General features: G+C 55.1%; 11 protein-coding genes. 4 read left to right on the top strand and 7 right to left on the bottom strand.

Annotated features, from left to right (window positions below; translation table 11 throughout):
* Nucleotides 1–107: 107 nt before the first annotated feature.
* The 3 genes from AC23NW_RS23495 to fmt form a co-directional block, all read right to left on the bottom strand.
* A complete protein-coding gene (locus AC23NW_RS23495; protein WP_487452506.1) occupies nt 108–3,383 on the bottom strand; it encodes a sialate O-acetylesterase in 3,276 nt (1,091 codons plus the stop codon).
* A 517-nt stretch (nt 3,384–3,900) separates the two neighbouring features.
* A complete protein-coding gene (locus AC23NW_RS23490) occupies nt 3,901–4,392 on the bottom strand; it encodes a dihydrofolate reductase (RefSeq protein ID WP_487452505.1) in 492 nt (163 codons plus the stop codon).
* A gap of 265 nt (nt 4,393–4,657) precedes the next feature.
* Nucleotides 4,658–5,581, bottom strand: a complete 924-nt coding sequence (gene fmt / locus AC23NW_RS23485) for a methionyl-tRNA formyltransferase (RefSeq protein ID WP_487452503.1) — start codon at nt 5,579–5,581, stop codon at nt 4,658–4,660.
* Nucleotides 5,582–5,903: 322 nt separating this feature from the next.
* Between fmt and greA the strand changes: the two genes are divergently transcribed.
* Entirely contained in the window at nt 5,904–6,377 is a 474-nt protein-coding gene (gene greA, locus AC23NW_RS23480; protein WP_293836624.1) for a transcription elongation factor GreA, read from the top strand.
* A gap of 56 nt (nt 6,378–6,433) precedes the next feature.
* A complete protein-coding gene (locus AC23NW_RS23475) occupies nt 6,434–6,826 on the top strand; it encodes an HIT family protein (RefSeq protein WP_487452501.1) in 393 nt (130 codons plus the stop codon).
* A gap of 472 nt (nt 6,827–7,298) precedes the next feature.
* Here AC23NW_RS23475 and AC23NW_RS23470 read toward each other — a convergent pair whose 3' ends face one another.
* A complete protein-coding gene (locus AC23NW_RS23470; RefSeq protein ID WP_487452499.1) occupies nt 7,299–8,597 on the bottom strand; it encodes an acetylxylan esterase in 1,299 nt (432 codons plus the stop codon).
* Between the two features lie 194 nt (nt 8,598–8,791).
* Between AC23NW_RS23470 and AC23NW_RS23465 the strand changes: the two genes are divergently transcribed.
* Both AC23NW_RS23465 and AC23NW_RS23460 read left to right on the top strand, forming a co-directional pair.
* The gene (locus AC23NW_RS23465; protein WP_487452497.1) at nt 8,792–9,991 is read left to right on the top strand and encodes a hypothetical protein; all 1,200 of its coding nucleotides are present in this window, start codon (nt 8,792–8,794) and stop codon (nt 9,989–9,991) included.
* 204 nt (nt 9,992–10,195) lie between these two features.
* On the top strand, nt 10,196–12,469 hold the full coding sequence (locus tag AC23NW_RS23460; protein WP_487452496.1) for a hypothetical protein: 2,274 nt from the start codon (nt 10,196–10,198) through the stop codon (nt 12,467–12,469).
* 11 nt (nt 12,470–12,480) lie between these two features.
* Here AC23NW_RS23460 and AC23NW_RS23455 read toward each other — a convergent pair whose 3' ends face one another.
* Genes AC23NW_RS23455 through AC23NW_RS23445 form a run of 3 tightly spaced genes read right to left on the bottom strand, consistent with a single transcriptional unit; the run spans nt 12,481 to nt 15,339 of the window.
* The gene (locus AC23NW_RS23455; protein ID WP_487452494.1) at nt 12,481–13,512 is read right to left on the bottom strand and encodes an ABC transporter permease; all 1,032 of its coding nucleotides are present in this window, start codon (nt 13,510–13,512) and stop codon (nt 12,481–12,483) included.
* Entirely contained in the window at nt 13,454–14,473 is a 1,020-nt protein-coding gene (locus tag AC23NW_RS23450) for an ABC transporter ATP-binding protein (RefSeq protein ID WP_487452493.1), read from the bottom strand. The genes AC23NW_RS23455 and AC23NW_RS23450 overlap by 59 nt, the downstream gene beginning before the upstream one ends.
* 5 nt (nt 14,474–14,478) lie before the next feature.
* Entirely contained in the window at nt 14,479–15,339 is an 861-nt protein-coding gene (locus tag AC23NW_RS23445) for a COG1470 family protein (protein ID WP_487452491.1), read from the bottom strand.

The raw sequence follows: 15,339 nt of genomic DNA, 5'->3' as shown, positions 1-15,339 counted from the left end.
GAAGCGGCGAAAGGTGGCTGGCCCAGGGTACGTATTCCGGGTTAGCCACCTTTCGCTGCGTCAGTGTATCACTCTTTCGCTCTTTAGCCGCTAAAGCAGCCGCTCTTTCACTCTTTAATCACTCTGACCGTCTGGAGGGGTTGGATCTCGTCGGAGATACGCAGAAGGTACAGACCGGCCGGAACCTGGTTCAGGTCTACTTCCAGCTGGTTATTGCGGATGGCGGGTTCGGCGATGCTGACCGGAACGCCGCTTGCTGAGAACAGAACCACGCGTAAGGCTTTAGCTGTCGCCGTAACCGGCAGGGATACCGTTGCGAAGCGGTTAACCGGATTGGGCCACACGCGCCAGCTGGCTTCGGGCGACGTAGTAGCGGCTTCGCTGACAACCGCCTGACGACCGGCCGGAGCCCAGACACCGAAGCTTCCATTGCCCAGCGTAACATCTGTACTGGTGCCTGAACCGGTATCACCGGCCAGACGTGCCGACAGCCGGTAGCGCCCTGGCTCAACACCGCCCACACCCATTGCTAACGGGTTATAGGTCCGGAAGTTTGTATACCCGGCATACTGATTGCCGGCCGTAGCGGTTGCCCAGTTTGTTTCACCGAAATAACCGTCCAGCCGTTCCAGCCTTACTTCAACAGCTGCCGTTGCATTTACCAGCAACTGGAAGCCGTGGGTCGGCATGTCGTATTTGTAGCCAATGGCTGCCAGCCGGCCGTTTGCCGGTGCCGGCTGGGGTGTTGTTATGACATCCTGTTTCGCCGAATTGACACTGCCCGTCCCGACGCCGAATAAGCCGTTCTGCAGATCAACCTCAACCGACTGTCCATTGCTGTTATCGCCGGTTTTGCGGACCGACAGGCGATAGCGGCCAGCTTCGACACCGGCCACGCCCATGGCGAGGGGGGCATAATAGCGGGTAACAGAATAGCCCCCAAACTCGCTGTTGGGCGTGGCCGCTGCCCAGTTCGTTTCGTTAAAGGTTCCGCCGTCGATACGTTCGAGACGCATTTCTACGGATCCGGTCACATCGGCCAGCAAATGAAAGCCGTGGGTTGGCATGTCGTACTTGTAGCCAATGGCGCGGATAACCACATCAGTAGCCGGATTAACCGGTAACGGTTTATCCCAGGTTGTCGGAATGGTCGGCTGGCCGGTATCCATAACCGAAATCGTATGAATGCCGTTTTCAAGCGTCACCTCGGTGGCTACTAACGTGCTGGCATCGTTGGGTTTGCGAACCGACAGGCGGTAGCGGCCAGCTTCAACGCCGCCTACGCCCATGCCTTGCGGCGCGTAGTAACGAAAATTGTTGAAACTGAAAAATTCCTGACTCTGTGTAGCGTTGCCCCAGCTGGTTTCTCCAAAGGAAGCATCCAGCCGTTCCAGCTTCATTTCAACAGCTCCGTTGGCCTGAGCCAGTAGCTGAAAGCCGTGTGTCGGGGCATCGTACTTGTAGCCAATCCGCTGTACATACACGGTAACCGGTGGTGTGCCTGGCTGAGTGGTCGGGTCTGACGTTGTAGTTGAGGCAGGAGGGGTCGTGGTCGTTGCACTTGGCGGAGTCGTTGTTGTTGTGGCCGGCGACGTAGTGATGATACCGTCACTGTCAGCCTGAAATATGGTATTCCGGCCGTCAACCAGTGTTACCTCGACCCACTGACCGGCACCGCTGTTGCCTGCCTTGCGGGCGGATAACCGGTATCTGCCCGGCTCAACGCCACCGACACCTACCGAAGCAGGTGAGTAATAGCGGCCGAAATTAAAGCTGCCGTATTCCGAATTAACCGGTGCGGTTGCCCAGTTTGTTTCGCCGAAATAACCGCCGTCGATCCGTTCCATCCGGACGTCAGTGGCACTGGTTGCGTTGATCAGCAGCGAAAAGCCGTGACTTGGTGCATCATAGCGGTAACCGATCCGGATGATAGCGGGATCCGGCTGACCGCCAATTACATTCGGTAATACCGGCTGTTCATTGCTGCCCGACGGAGCACCACCCTGTGTAATCCGGAATGCCTCGCTGGCGGTACCGGCAATGGCCGGTTGCGTCGCCACAACCCGGACACGATAGGTGCCTGTCGGCAGATTGCCCGGCAACGGAAGCGGTAACGGATTCTGCGTGCCTGTACCGGATTCGGCTACTACGGTTCCAGTGGCAGACAGGAGTTGTGCCTTAAACTGGTTTGTGCTTTCGAACGGACCACGTTGTACGTAAGGTACCCAGATCTGTTCGCCGGAAGCGCGGTTATACGGAGTTATGTGGCCGGTGGTAATCAAGGGCGTATCGCCGCTGACACTGAACGGAGTAGACCGGTTGAAAAAGTCATCGTTCAGGCTCTGGTTCCACATTTCAGTCAGCCGGAGCAGACCGGTACCGCCAAAGTGAACATTGTCCGGCCGGTTTTCACTACCGGTCAGGATGTCGGTATAAGGGCCTTCAAAGGCATTGGGAACGATGTTGATCAGCCGGTTCTGAGCCGAAATAACGCTCTCATCCGTCTGTCCGTAGGTGTAGGTTGCCCGCGAAATAACCCAGGCCAGGTTGCCGAAGTTAAGCTGTTCCCGGCTTTTATTGATGATGTACTGAAGATTGCTGATATACTGGTCACCGCCGCGCCCGACATCACCTTCACCCTGGTGCCACAGGATGCCGCGCAGACCGGTCCGGGAGGCATAGTGCAGAATGGCCACGCCTAAACGCCGGTAAGGCATTCCTGACGCGTCGCCGGTACCCTCGGCCGTACGCCGCCATTGCTCACTGGTGGTGGCGGCCTGTGCCGCGCCCAGCATCAGTACCGGCACATTCAGCCGCTGAACGAGGCGCTGACCCAGCATTCCCCAGACATGCAGCGGGTTCGACGGACCAATATTAGCCCCCGTCACGGCCTGACTGAATGCAACAGGCAGCAACTGTTCATGCAGGTCGTTGTCCCGGAAATCGACGCAGGATATGCGGTCGTCGGTAGCGCCTTCCGTTGCCTGAACACCTACTGCATTTGACTGGCCCGCCACGATAAATACTTCGCCGATGCCGACGCGGTCAACGGTACTTTCGCCGAGCAGCGTACCGTTATTCCAGACCCGGACATTGAGCTGGTACCAACCGGCCTGACCGGTTAGTGATCCCTTAAAGGCCTTGCCGGATGAGAGGAGGGGAATGTTGGCCCAGTCGGTCGTCTGACCGCCGTTAATGGCTACGAGCCGTGCTTCAGCGCGGGTGGCATTGCCGGGAGCAGTTCCGGCTACCATCACATTAGCCTGATTACTCTTATTACGCTGATAAACAATACGCGATTGAGGAGAGGCAATCTGCACTTGTGCTTTCAGTGTATGCACACTAAAGGCAAAGAGGAAAAACAATAAACAAAAATTTCTCATTAGGTTAGTCGTGCGATAACCCGAAGGATACGGCCCGGAAAAAGAGGAACGGATCTGGCTGAGCGATCAGCAGATGTATTAGCGGTAATCAGAAAAGAGGGCACTTAATACCGTCTGAAGGTCGAGGCTTACCTGCCGGCCGGTCAACGAAGTACAGAAAGAAATGGTAAACAGGATTGTTTAACTGATAGAGAGATTATTCGTAGCTGGAACCTGTTTTCACAACCCAACCCCACGTCCGACACACATTCATACTACACGGTTCATTTTGCGTTAAAATTGTCTTTTGTAGGACTTTTGCCTGAAGTCCGGATGTTACGGTTCTGTTTATTATTGTTGACAAAGTTAACCGGATAATTTTATTGTAGAATAATATTTGGATTAAATTTCCAATAAAGAATAAAATATAGTATTTAGTTTGGAAAGTTACTATTTGTTTTGTACTCTATAAGGCCGAAAGATTAACCTTTATTGTTATAAAAACGGGTAGCTACCTGAAATGAAATTGCACTGAAAACTATTTTCGGGTAAGAACAACGAAATCAAAAGAGGCTTCGTGGCGATCATCGGCGGGGTGATGTATACGGCTTACCTCATTCCATTCACTCCGGTTAATGGCAGGTGCATGCGCATCGCCTTCGTAGTGCTTGTGTACTTCGGTAATATAGAGTGTATTAGCGTGAGGGAGTGCCTGCCGGTAAATTTCGGCTCCGCCGATAATAAAGATCTGCTCCCCATTAACGGCCTGTGCTGCGTTGATGCCGTCTTCAAGGCTGTTTACCACCGTAACACCCTCCGGCCGGAAATCCGGATTGCGGGTAATGACGATGTTCGTGCGTTTGGGGAGTGGTTTGCCGAGGGATTCAAATGATTTCCGGCCCATAATAATCGGATGGCCGCTGGTCGTTTCCTTGAAATATTTAAAATCGTCGGGTAAATGCCAGGGCAGGTTATTGTCGCGTCCGATGGTGCCGTTTTCGGCTTCGGCCCAGATCATGGAAATTTTCATCTGTAATCGTATTTGATACATGTAGAGACGCAATATTTTGCGTCTCGTGGCTGCGTCTTAGTCAACAGTTTCGGTAAGGCCGGTCGTTTAGAGACGCAACATCTTGCGTCTCGTGGCTGCGTCTCAGTCAACAGTTTCGGTAAGGCCGGTCGTTTTGAGACGCAACATCTTGCGTCTCGTGGCTGCGTCTTAGTCAACAGTTTCGGTAAGGCCGGTCGTTTTTGAGACGCAAAATATTGCGTCTCTACGGGGCAAAAATACCTTTTTAGATTTTATTTCCCCGCAAAAACTCTTCGGCGGTCATCCGGCGTTTGCCTTCGGCCTGAAGCAGGTCAATGGATAGCCATTGGTCGGCGGCGCGGACGAGGATTTTCTTTTTATGATCTGAATACGCCTGACCCGGCTCAGCGTCGAACGGCGACTCATTGGCGACCGACACGGCAAATACTTTATAAAACTTATCGTTGATCATTGTCCAGGCGGCGGGGAAGGGGGCCAGGCCACGGACAAAATCCCGGATTCGGGCGGCAGGCTGTTCCCAGCTGATCTGTGTCGTTTCGCGGAACAATTTCGGGGCCGGTTTCAGGTCACCGGACACGGGTTGCGGCGTGCGCGGGTACTCGCCTGCTTCAATCGCCCGGACCGTTTTTACTACCAGATCAGCACCCAGTGCCATCAGGCGGTCATGCAGGGAACCAGCCGTATCGTCGGGGTGGATGGGTTCGGTAGCCTGAAAAATCATCTGACCCGTATCAATCTCCTTTTCGATAAAAAAGGTCGTTACACCCGTTTCGGTCTCACCGTTGATTACGGCCCAGTTGATCGGAGCAGCACCGCGGTACTGGGGCAGGAGTGAGCCGTGGAGGTTAAATGTACCGATGGTTGGCATAGCCCAGACCACCTCCGGCAGCATCCGGAAAGCCACCACTACCTGTAGATCGGCCTTGTATGAACGGAGTTGCTCCAGAAAGTCCGGATCGCGTAATTTTTCAGGTTGCAGAACCGGTATACCGGCGGCTTCGGCGGCTTTTTTAACCGGTGAACTAATCACCTGCAGCCCCCGTCCCGAAGGTCGGTCAGGTGCTGTCACGACAGCCACGACCTGACAGCCGGCGTCAATCAGTTTTTGCAGGCTCGCTACCGCAAAGTCGGGCGTACCCATAAAAATTATTCGCAACGGAGGAATCATTTTTTGCGTCATTGTTTTTAAGAACAGGGGCCCGATACTTGAAATGGCCCCGAAGTATTATTATTTTTGTCATCCCAATGGCGACCGGTTGGTTGGCAGGGAAACAAAACTGAATCGACATATGCTATCAAAACGTTTCGGTATGGCCGGTGTGTTCTGACGTAGCTGCAAAGAAAAGAAATTGCTTGCAGAACGGTCAGTGTACCGTTCTTTTTGTTTTTATAATACGGGGCATGACGGGTAAAGCGATGGGATTCGCATCGGTTACGCGTCATGCCTCTCGTGACTGAAACCAGTGTGAACCGAGTAGATTAAGTAAGTTATGGCAAAGATTTCGTATTATACTGAAGAAGGACTAACGCGGCTGAGAACTGAGTTAAGTGATCTGAAAACCAAAGGCCGGGCGGATATTGCCCGTCAGATTGCCGAGGCGCGTGATAAGGGCGATTTGAGTGAAAATGCTGAGTATGACGCAGCAAAGGACGCTCAGGGCCTGCTGGAATTAAAGATTTCGAAGCTGGAAGATATCGTGGCCAACGCCCGTATTCTGGACGAGTCAACTGTGGATACGTCGCAGGTGTCGGTGTTGTCGAAAGTAAAGATCAAAAATAAGCGCAACGGTGCTGAAATGACCTATACGCTGGTATCCGAAGAAGAAGCCGACCTGAAACTGGGCCGGATTTCGGTAAGTTCACCGATCGGCAAGGGGCTGCTGGGTAAGAAAGTCGGCGAAGTAGCCGAAATCAAAGTACCGGCCGGTATGATGGAGTTTGAGGTTATCGACATTGGGCGTTAATTTGTCCGGCGTTGCCGTGCATTGGCATGGCGCTTTCATTCTACAACAAAACTGGCATGGCTTCTATCTTTTCGCGTATTGTTGCCGGCGAAATTCCGGCCCACAAAATTGCTGAAACCGACGACTATCTGGCTTTTCTGGATGCATTTCCGTGTGCCGTCGGGCATACGCTGGTGATCCCGAAAAAAGAGGTTGATTATCTGTTTAACCTCGACGATGAGTTGTATACGGGACTGATGCAGTTTGCTAAACAAATTGCGCCGGCTATTGAAAAAGCGGTTCCCTGCAAACGCATCGGGGTCGCCGTTATCGGGCTTGAAGTACCACACGCGCACGTTCACCTGATTCCGCTCAACAGCATGGCGGATATGAATTTCAGCAGTAAACTGAAATTAACACAGGAAGAACTGACCGAAACGGCCGAAAAAATCCGCAGTCACCTCGCCTGAGGTGATGCCCTCCCGGCAGCATGCCGGACGCGGGCATTTTACTCTTTTCCCAAAAAACATCACGCAGCGATTCATGAGCTCTCCGTGCGGCGGTAACCGCCCGTACGTGGCCTCATGCATCGCTGCGTTTGTTGCTCCGGGCGCTACCCCGCGCGGTGCACGGGGTAAATGATTGTGGCCCTTCAGGCCGTGTTGGCTTGTGCGGCGGTTGTCGCCCCGCGCGGTGCACGGGGTAAATGATTATGGCCTTTCTGGCCGTGTTGGCTTGTGCGGCGTTTGTCGCCCCGCGCGGTGCACGGGGTAAATGATTGTGGCCCTTCAGGCCGTGTCGGCCGGAGGCTATGGCCCGTAGGGCCTGTACAGCCGCAGGCGTCGGTAGCCCCCCGGGTCATTGTCCGAAAACAAAGCGTGCCGTCAGGTACGCCACAAAGGCATGACCTGACGGTACGCGGTTTCCGGTATTCCGGTTATTTTATTTCTTCGCTACATTCCCTTTCAGCTGCTCCAGCAGCCAGTTGTTCATGGCTTCGGTTTGCTCCGGATAGGTCCAGTGGCCGGATTCACGGTACAGGTCAAGGCTTTTCGGAGCCGTAATGAGGTTATACGCTGCATACATCGACGTAGGCGGACAGGTCTCGTCATTGAAACCCCACGAATACCGACCCGTAACCTTCACCTGCCGCGCAAAATTGACAACATCGTAATAACCAACCGTTTTGATTTTGTCGGCCTTGTTGGTAAACGTGTTGCTGCCACCGGTAAACATGTGCGGCCAGCCACCGGCACGGCCCTTCAGGTAACCGGTCATGTCGCTCAGCGCCGGGTAATAGGCCGCCAGGTATTTGATGCGGCTGTCGAGGCCGGCCGTTACAATCGACAACGCCCCGCCCTGGCTGCCACCCGTTACGGCCAGGCGATTGGCGTCGCACTGTGGCAGACTCGTCAGAAAATCGAGGGCGCGGACGCAGCCGAGGTACACGCGCTTGTAGTAGTAGCGGTCACGGTCGTCGAGGTTAAAGAGCATATAGCCCGACAGCGCACCGGCCGCCAGGTTGTTGTAAACCGATACATCCATCGTCACCGGAATGCCGTGGATGCCGATTTCAAGCGTAATGACGTCTTTTTCGGCGTTGGCCACATCCCCGTAATACGGCCGGATGCCCGCACCGGGTACTTTCAGCATGGCCGGATAGGTGCCGGGTGCTTTCGGTACGCACAGAATGCCGTACAGCCGTGAGTTGCCCCAGTTCTGGATATTGACGTGGTAGACATTCACGCGTTCGGTGCAGCGTTCGGGCAGCAGCGTCATGCGGGCGTCGAGGGGGATTTTAGCCAGTTCAGCCTTGGCGTTGTCCCAGAAGCCGGTAAAATCGGCAGGGTTTTCGACGGTCGGGTTGATGTCCTGCGGGTTAAAACCGGCGGTACCAAGGCCCTTATACTCCTTGCCGTCGATTTCGGCATAGGCAATGCAGCGCAGAAAGCCGCCTGTCTTCATCGTACCGCCGTCGATGGTCAGGGTACCGGTGGTGAGGGTTACGGTCTCTTTACGGGTCGGGTCCATCTTCTCGGGACCAAGCTCCAGCCGCACCTTCGCCCCTTTGACAGGGTTGCCGTCTTTAAGGACCGAAATGGCAAAGCGGGCTGTTTCGCCGGTTTTATAGGTCCAGTCGGTATGGTCAGGGGCCACGACTACCTTAATGAGTCGTTCGGCGGGCTGCGCCAGGAGTACATGGGCTTGCAGCCAGAAGAGGATCAGGCATATTTTTTTCATACCGGTAAAAGCACATACAGGGCAGAACCTACGCACTGTAACTCAGGAGTGTGCCGGCCGCAGATTCATCCATGATATAAACTGCTCATGCATCATTCCCGGTTATTTATAAAGCTATTATTTGCAGCTATGTTGCATTTGTAGGCATGTGTGCTATTTTTGCAACGTTGTTGCATTAAAAAGGTATTAAACTTATGAACAAACGCTTTTACTTTTCAGGACTTGCGGGGCTATGCCTGGCCATTCTGGTCAGCGCCTGTAAGCATAATGACGATGTTGATCCGCAGGATGCGCAGGAATTCAAACACATCCGTGTATTGGTAACGGACGAAAAAACGACAGATGTATCGTTGATTAATCCACGGACAGGCGAGGTGTTAATGCAGCAGGCCCGCTTTCCGATGGCGGCAACCTATACGATGCAGTCGGGTCGGTATGGTGTTCTGGTACATCGCGCCGATAACCTGGTACAGGCATTTGATACCGGTCTGGAAAATCACGGCGATCATGTCGATGTGAAAGGTACGCCCAAGTGGGCAGCCATTGCCAGTGACGGCAAACTACCGACGCACTTTAAGAGCAAGGGCAATGAAATGATTATTTTCAACGATGGTGACGGTACGCTCGACATTGCACAGGAAGCAGATTTTCACACCACCGGTGCTAAAATGACGCGGATTAACGCCGGTAATGCGGCGCACCACGGGGCTATGACAAAGTTTGATAACGGTCTGTATGCCATCACGGAGAAAGACGGCTCAGTGGCCGGAACATTGCCCGAACGCGTGAAAGTTATTGACGCGGGCGGTAAGCAGGTGTACGCCTCAACGGTGCAGACTAAAGGTATTCACGGTAATGCCAGCGATGGCAAAGTGGCCCTGTTCGGGTCGTCGGGCGGGATTCTGGTTGTTGACGCCAATGGGAGCCAGCGGCTTATTGCCCATCCGGCCGATTTCGGTACGGCCTGGTTCGGCACGATTCTGGAAGGAAACGGCGTATTTGTCGGGTATACGGCCGCAATGGGTGCTTACCTGATCGACGTAACTAACAGCAAGGTGACGCCGGTGGTTGCCAACAAAGACATTATGCAGTGTAAAGTTGACTACTCCGGTAATCAGCTTGTGGTGCTGCTCCATTCCGGCGAAGTGCAGGTATATGAGCTGAAAACCAACAAACTGCTGAGAAGCGCAGTCGTCATCGCGGCAACCGATAAGGCCGAAACGCAGAAGCCGCAGCTCGAAGCAACCTCGAAATACCTGTACATTACCCAGCCTAAAACGGGACAGATTCTTCAGGTGGAAACGGCTAACCTGACCAGTAAGAAAACTATCAAGGTCTCGGCTACGCCCTACCGCTTGTCAGTCGTGGGTGTGGAGTCGAACGCCGATCATTAACAGCGAATAGCCCGCCAGGGGAGCCTCCATCTGCCGGTATTCCGGCAGATGGAGGCTTTTTTTTGTGCTTTGCCGCCAAAATAACTCATATGAAAAACTACAATTTACAGATTATTTCTGTGTTTTAATTTACTTTACACACCTTAAGGTATCCTCTGCCTTATTCGTATCTGTCGGCTGGGGAGCAACATAATCCTTGTCATTATGAATCGGGTAGTAAGCCGGATAAGTGCTCTGCAAACTGTGCGTTTGTTGTTAATCATTAATAGTTTCTTATTGAGTCTTTCGGCTTCGGCGCAGGTAATCCGTTACGTCAGACCGGTGGCAAGCGGTTCCGGTGACGGCAGCACCTGGCAGAACGCGACAGCTGATTTACAGGGTGCCATTGATGCAGTATGGGCCCTGAGCGGCGGGCAGGTGTGGGTGGCCGGCGGACTCTATAAGCCTACAACCGGCTCCGACCGTTCGGCAAGCTTCCGGTTGCGGAACGGGGTGCAGGTCTACGGGGGCTTTGCCGGTACGGAGGCCCGTCTGAGCGACCGGGCTGCAATCCGGCCGGTGATTGGGCAGCCCTCAAGCACCACGCTGTCGGGGGACATCGGTACGGTGGATCCTGCCAACAATGTCTACAAAGTGGTGCGTAATGAGGGCAATGCGGGCACGGTAGTGCTGGACGGTTTTGTCATCAGCGGGGGCTACAGCCGGGGGGATGGCAGTCTGGAGTCGCTGGGTGCGGGGTTGTATACCGAGGGGGGAAGCCTGCTGGTGTCTGGCTGTGAATTCATCGGCAACGTGGCTAAAGGGAGCTCGGGTCTTGGTGGGGCCATTTTCAACAATCAGACGAGCCTGACGGTAACGGGTTGTCGTTTTGCCAACAATGTGGGCGAAGGGAAAGGGGGAGCAGTGTATGAGAACCGGAGCAGTGGTTACTACGTGAACAGTCTGTTTGTGAGCAACAGCAGTGCTGACGGTGGTGCAGTATCGACAGAAAATGCATCACCTGTGTTTATCAACAGTGTATTTCTGGGCAATACGGCCTCGTCGCAGGGCGGAGTCTGCAATAACGGTTTTGGCAGTACAGCCGTGTGGCTTACCTGTAGTTTTTCGGATAACAGTGCGGGCAGCGGGGGTGTTGTAAATAACATCTTCAACAGCCATTCATCGCTGACGAATTGTGTTATATACGGCAACGGTCCGGTAACGGGCTTGTTTGTTAACGACAACATCGTCGGCAGTAGCAGCACGCAGATCAACTACAGTCTGCTGGAAACGGGTACGACGGGGTTCACGGGCGCCAACAACCTGACCACTAACACCTCACCTTTTGTCCCGGCAACCAGCGCCGTATTGTCGGTCACCGCTAGTGCCGTAAATCAGGGGAATACCGCCGCCTATGCGAATGCAGGAGGCCCGCCGGAGGATATCGCGGGTAACCCACGGCTGACCGGGACTGGTTGTACGATTGACATGGGGGCGTATGAAGTACAAAACGGGGGCTTGATCTCAACCTTGATTCTGCAACAGCCGGTAAGTGCAACAACCGTTTGCAACGGCGGAAATGTAACTGCAAGCGTAAGTGTTACCGGCACGGGCCTGAGTTATCAATGGTACAAGGACGGGCAACTTCTGAATCCGGCTCAATCCACCACGGCACTTTCGCTGTCAGCGGTAACACCTGCCGATCAGGGGGCTTATCGACTGGGTATCACGGGTGACTGCCTCAGCGCTACCTCAACGGCGTTTAACGTGACCGTGCAGACACTGCCGTCGGCCACCGTTACCGCTGCTCCGTCGGCAACGCTTACCTGCGACGTAAGCAGTTTGACCCTGACGGCCAATACGGATGCAACGACATATGCCTGGCCCGATGGGAGTACAGGTCAGACGTATGTCGTTCAGCAAACGGGAACGTACTCTGTCAGTGTCACGGATGCAAACGGGTGCAGCGCGGTTAGCAATTCCCTGACAGTAAATCAGAATCTGCAACCACCGGTAATCAGTATTCAGTCGGTCACGGTTTGTCAGGGTCAGCCGGGCAGTTTATCCGTAACAGGCTGTCTGGCTGGTACCGTGCACTGGGCTTCAGGAGCTATCGGGCCGGTACTGACAATGGCCAATCTGCTCAGTACAACGGTGATTTCGGCAACCTGTCTGACCGGCAGCTGTTCGGCAACCGCCAGCGGAAGCGCGGTGGTGGGGCAGGTATTGCCAACGCCGGCAGCGATTCATACGCTGTCAGTCAACGAAACGGCCTGCCCCGTACGGTTGCAGGGCCTGGCTTCCGGTACATCGTTTGTAGTAACTAATACCAGCGGATATGTATTCAGCCAGGTATTCCGGCAAAGCAGCATGTACGCTGTGGCTGTAGAAGGTCTCACAACGGCAGGCGTTTATACCCTCACCGTTACCAATGCCAATGCGTGCGGCACCGGTACGCCCGTCAGCCGTACCCTGACTGTCGGGCGTACATGTCCGTAAGCGCTTCCGCGTTACCCCCGAATCTCCCGCCGCATAAACGAAGCATAGGCGAGGGCGAAACACACGACCGTGGCGGCCAGCAGCCCGCTTACCTGCGGCCACACAATGAGCAGGCTCTCGCGGAAGGGCAGGGGCGAGGGAATTGCACCGGCCATCTGCTCAATCGTCAGCGGGCCCAGGCTCCGTACCGACGGCATCAGCAGCGTGGTGGTCGCGTCGGTATAGAGCTGTCCGGGTGCAAGCCGGAGGAGGTTCAGGACCAGATTATTATACCGGACAGCGTCGTACGGCAACACATAGGCAGGGTCGGGCAGAAACGCCTTTACCGCCAGATTGACGCCGATGCTGTAAAACACCGTGAAAAACAGCCAGATGCCAATGGCCGTCAGCGCCGAGGTCGATGTTTGCCGGAACCGGACCGACAGCAGGATCGACAGGCTGAGCCAGAACCCGACATAGACGATGTTCAGCGCCACAAAGCTGATGATCCGCAGAATTTCCTCCGGCTCAATGCCGACGCCCGTTGTCAGGATGCCGGCTCCGACCAGCAGCAGCGCCAGGGCACCGAACAGGTAGCTGACCACCAGCAGGGCACTGGCAAACTTGGCCAGCAACAGGTTGTCGCGGTAGACGGGCTGCGCCATCAGCCGGATCAGCGTGCCGTTGTTCTGCTCGGCGTTGATTGCGTCGAAACCCAGGCTGATGCCCAGCAATGGCCCCAAAAAGTTCATGAACACGTGGAAGGGCGGCAGGGTCCCGTCCGTGATTGTCAGAAATTTCAGGTACAGGTAAAACCGGTCAGTGTCTTCCGGATTGGCCACTACGGCGCGTATATTGCTCAGCGACACGTACATGGACCCCAGAAAAGTAAGCCCGATCAACGCCAGCAGAACAATAAACCGCCAGCTCCGGATGTGGTCGGCCACTTCTTTCCGGACCATCACACTAAACGGCCCCCGCGCGGTTGCCGGCCGGCTAAACCACTCAGGATGCCTGCTGATAGGTAGTAAACGTTCTCTGGAAAAGACGGCCGGACTTTTCATGGGTATTGGTTTCGGTTGCATGATCGTCGAAATACTTCTGATAAATGTCGTCGAGTTCGTACTGTTTCTTGTGGACGCCCATCACATCGAGTCCCTGCTGCACAAAGAACCGGACAAGGTCAGGCGTGATGTCGGCATGGCACGTGATCTCCGCTACCTGCCCGTTGACCGTCACCTGCTGCACCGCCGGCAACTGCCGTAACGACTCGCTGAGCGGCCACGGCACCGGCAGTTTTTCGCGGACCGCAATGCTGACCATGTAGCCCTCGCTCGTGGTGAGGGTACGCGAGAGCTTGTCCATGCTGCCTTCCGCCTGTAGCCGGCCACCGGCAAAAATGCCGACGCGGTAGCAGACCTGCTGCACCTGATTGAGGTGGTGTGACGACAGCAGCACCGTAAGCCCCTGTTCGCGGCTCAGGCGGTGGATGAGCGTCAGAAACTCCTTAACGCCGCTGGGGTCGATGCCTAGCGTTGGTTCGTCGAGAATAATCACTTCGGGACGTTTAAGCAGCACCTCCGCAAGGCCTAGCCGCTGTTTCATGCCCCGCGAAAAGGTGGCCGTTTTCTTATGGGCTGATCCGCCCAGACCGATTATGTCGAGCATATCGAGGGCGCGGTCGGTGACCTCCGCCTCCGGAATGCCGTTGAGCCGGCCGATGTAGACCAGGTTATCGAGGGCCGACATGTTGTCGTAAAACCCGACGTTGTCCGGCATATACCCCACCTTTTTCTTGACGGCAATCGGGTTGGTCGTAGCATTGTAGCCGCAGACCGTGGCCGTCCCCGATGTAGGCTCGGTGAGGCCCAGCATCATCAGGATGGTGGTTGTTTTGCCGGCGCCGTTAGGGCCGAGCAAGCCGAAAATTTCGCCTTTGCTGATCGACAGGTTCAGGTTATCAACGGCTTTCAGTGACCCATAGCATTTTGTCAAGCCCTTGAGGTCAATGACAGGATTTTCCATGGTACTTATCGTCTGCCGTATTTGCGGGTAAGGTTAAAGACAAGACCAATGGCGCCGAGGATGGTCAGCATGCCGAACCAGCCTGACAACAGCGAGGTTTTGACGGTCATGCGGAAGGTGGCGTTGGCGGTTGAGTTGTTGTTTTTGGCGGTCAGGGTGGTGACGTAATCACCGGCGATGGTTTTGCCGGGGACCTTGATGGTGGCCGTCACGTCAGTGACCGTACCGGGGTCGAGGCGCGCGGTTTTGGCGGGGGCAAACGAAACGTCCCAGCCCGTTGGCGTCTGCGCGGTCAGCTCCACATTGTCGAGCGGGAGCGTGCCGGTATTTTTCAGCAGCAGGTGCACTTCCTTGCTGCTGCCCTCGGTGATGTCGTCGCTGAGGCGGCCGGTCGGGGTGGTGAGCTCGAGGCCGTAAGCGCCCTTCACGACGGCTTCGAGGCTGAGGCTCAGGTTCTCATCGGGGGCGGTGGCCGTAAACGGCACGGTGTATTTGGCCGGTTTAGTGTCGGGGCGTGCCAGCAGCTCGACTGTTACTTCCTGCGACTGCCCGGGCTCGACGCTGACCGCCGTAACGGGGCTGCCCATGACCCTGAACACACCGGCCCATCCGGCGGGGAGCTGCGCGTGCAGGTCATACAGTTTGGCTTTCGGGGTTCCGTTGTGCAGCGAGGTCGCGAACCGGAACGTTTCGGTGGAGGCCGCCTCTAAGTTGATGAGGCCGGACTTAAGCGACGATTTGTCGCCGGACTTTGCGGCTGTTTGCGCAAAAAGGGGTGAGGTTGTGAGCAGTCCGGACAAAAAAAACACAACCAGACCACGAGGGTTTACTTTGTTTTTTGTGATGTTTGAACGAAACGCAGACAT

This window comes from Arsenicibacter sp. R0_47 (assembly GCF_057652235.1).
This window is presented reverse-complemented; position numbering and strand designations above follow the sequence as displayed.